Consider the following 1884-nt stretch of genomic DNA (forward strand, 5'->3'; position numbering starts at 1 on the left):
TGCTGCGCCGGGCCGTAGCGCGGGTTGTTCGAGTTGGGCGATCGCCTCGCGGCCGCGTGGGCCGAGGCCAGGTGTGTCGGGAACTGGCCCTGTTCACCTCGGCGGCGACTGATCGCGCGGCTGCACGTCGCATCGGCTGTCGGCCACGCTTGGTGCCCACCGGCATCTTCGCCTGTCGCGCCACCCGCGGGCCTCAATGGTTCGCATCCGTCTGTTCGCTTGCGCCAAAAAATCTGGGTGTCTCCGCACGGGATGAAATGTTTTGGTGCCGGTCGGACATGTTCTTGGTGTTGGCCGTACCCGCCCCGCACGGGCTGATGGAACTAGGAGTCAGGTTTGGCACGCGCTGCACCGTCTTTGTCGAATGACGATATCGCCGCCCGATTTGAGCGTCTGTACCGTGCCTGCTATCAGGATTTGCTTGGTTTCGCCTTGCGCCGTACCGATCGCCCGGAGGGCGCAGCCGACGTGGTTGCCGATACGTTTCTGGTCGCTTGGCGACGGTTCCACGAGATTCCGCCGGAGCAGGCCAGGGCCTGGCTGTTCGGGGTGGCACGCAACGTGATGTCGAACCATCGCAGGGCTGACCGGCGCTCGGCGGGCCTCGCCGAGCGTCTGCGTCAGGAGCTCACTCAGGTCACCACCGTCGAGCCGGAGGTACCGGAGGAGATCAGGCGGGCGTTCCGCTCGCTGCCGGAGTCCGACCAGGAACTGCTTCGACTGGTGGCCTGGGAAGGGCTCGCGGCGGACGATCTGGCGTTAACGCTCGGCTGCACAGTGAACGCTGCGCGCATCCGCCTACACCGCGCCCGGCGCCGACTCGCCGCAGCGCTCCGCGAGCCGTCACTCAATAGGTAACCAAGGAGATACGGCCATGGCCGAACCCGACAACCAGCAAGATCACCTCATTCGGTTACTCGCTCCCGTACATCACCTCCCACCTTCGGCGCAGAGCCCGTCCGGCAGCGCCGCCACCCTACTTCTGAAGGGCATCATGCACGACTTCGAAACCACGACCGCGACCTCAGCCAAGCGCGCGCCCTGGCTTGCCCGGCATCGCCGGCTGGCCATCGCGGTGCCGGCGGTGGCCGCCGCTGCCGCGCTGGCATTCGGCATCAGCGCAGCGCTGCCGGCCGACTCCGGACCCGCCGGACCTGCCCCCGCACAGGCAGCGGCGCTGCAAATCACCAAGGACGACACGTACATCAACATCAAAATCAAGGACCCTATCGCTGACCCTCAGCGCTACCGCAAAGAACTTGCCACGTACAACCTCAACGTGGAGTTGACCCTGGCGCCTGCCGCACCTAGAAATGTTGGCAAGATCATATTCTCAGAAGTCGGTGACACTGCCGGTGGTGTTCACATTGAGTACATCGAGGCACCAGGTGACTGCACGGCCGGCGGCAACTGCACGGTCGGCATCAAGGTACCGGTGACCTTCAAGTCGTACGCGAGGATTGTCATCGGCAGGACCGCCATGCCCGGCGAAGAGATCGAGGGCGGCTCTCCTGAAGACAACGCGCAGGCGCGGGATCTGGCCGGTAAGACCGTGGCGGACACCCTCAAGATCCTCGCATCGCGTGGCCAGACCGCCAGCCTCCGCGTGGGCTGGGAATCGATCGAAACGCCGGCCGAGAAGGTGCCCACCCACTGGATCGTCTACGACGCAGCACCGCTGCCGAACAATGTCTTCGCCCTGCAGGTCTCGGCAGACGGCAAGCCGCCGAAGAACCCCCACCCGTCTGACGGTGGGCCGACGCCGCAGCCCGTGCAGCCCACCAACACCCCATAACCAGCAAGCGCTGAGAGACGAACCGCGCACCGGCATCGGGGCCAATCCTGACGCCGGTGCGCGGCCGCCATTCCTGCCACCAACACCTC

At 65.7% G+C, this 1884-nt stretch carries 2 protein-coding genes; both read left to right on the plus strand.

Annotated features, from left to right (window positions below; all coding sequences use genetic code 11):
- Positions 1-336 precede the first annotated feature (336 nt).
- The gene (locus tag ABZS40_RS36610; protein ID WP_354949313.1) at positions 337-858 is read left to right on the plus strand and encodes a sigma-70 family RNA polymerase sigma factor; all 522 of its coding nucleotides are present in this window, start codon (positions 337-339) and stop codon (positions 856-858) included.
- Positions 859-874: 16 nt separating this feature from the next.
- Complete coding sequence (locus ABZS40_RS36615; RefSeq protein ID WP_354949315.1) at positions 875-1795, plus strand: hypothetical protein; 921 nt, start codon at positions 875-877, stop codon at positions 1793-1795.
- The last annotated feature ends 89 nt before the right edge of the window (positions 1796-1884 follow it).

Source organism: Micromonospora sp. NPDC005324 (assembly GCF_040607155.1).
GTDB lineage: Bacteria > Actinomycetota > Actinomycetes > Mycobacteriales > Micromonosporaceae > Micromonospora > Micromonospora trifolii.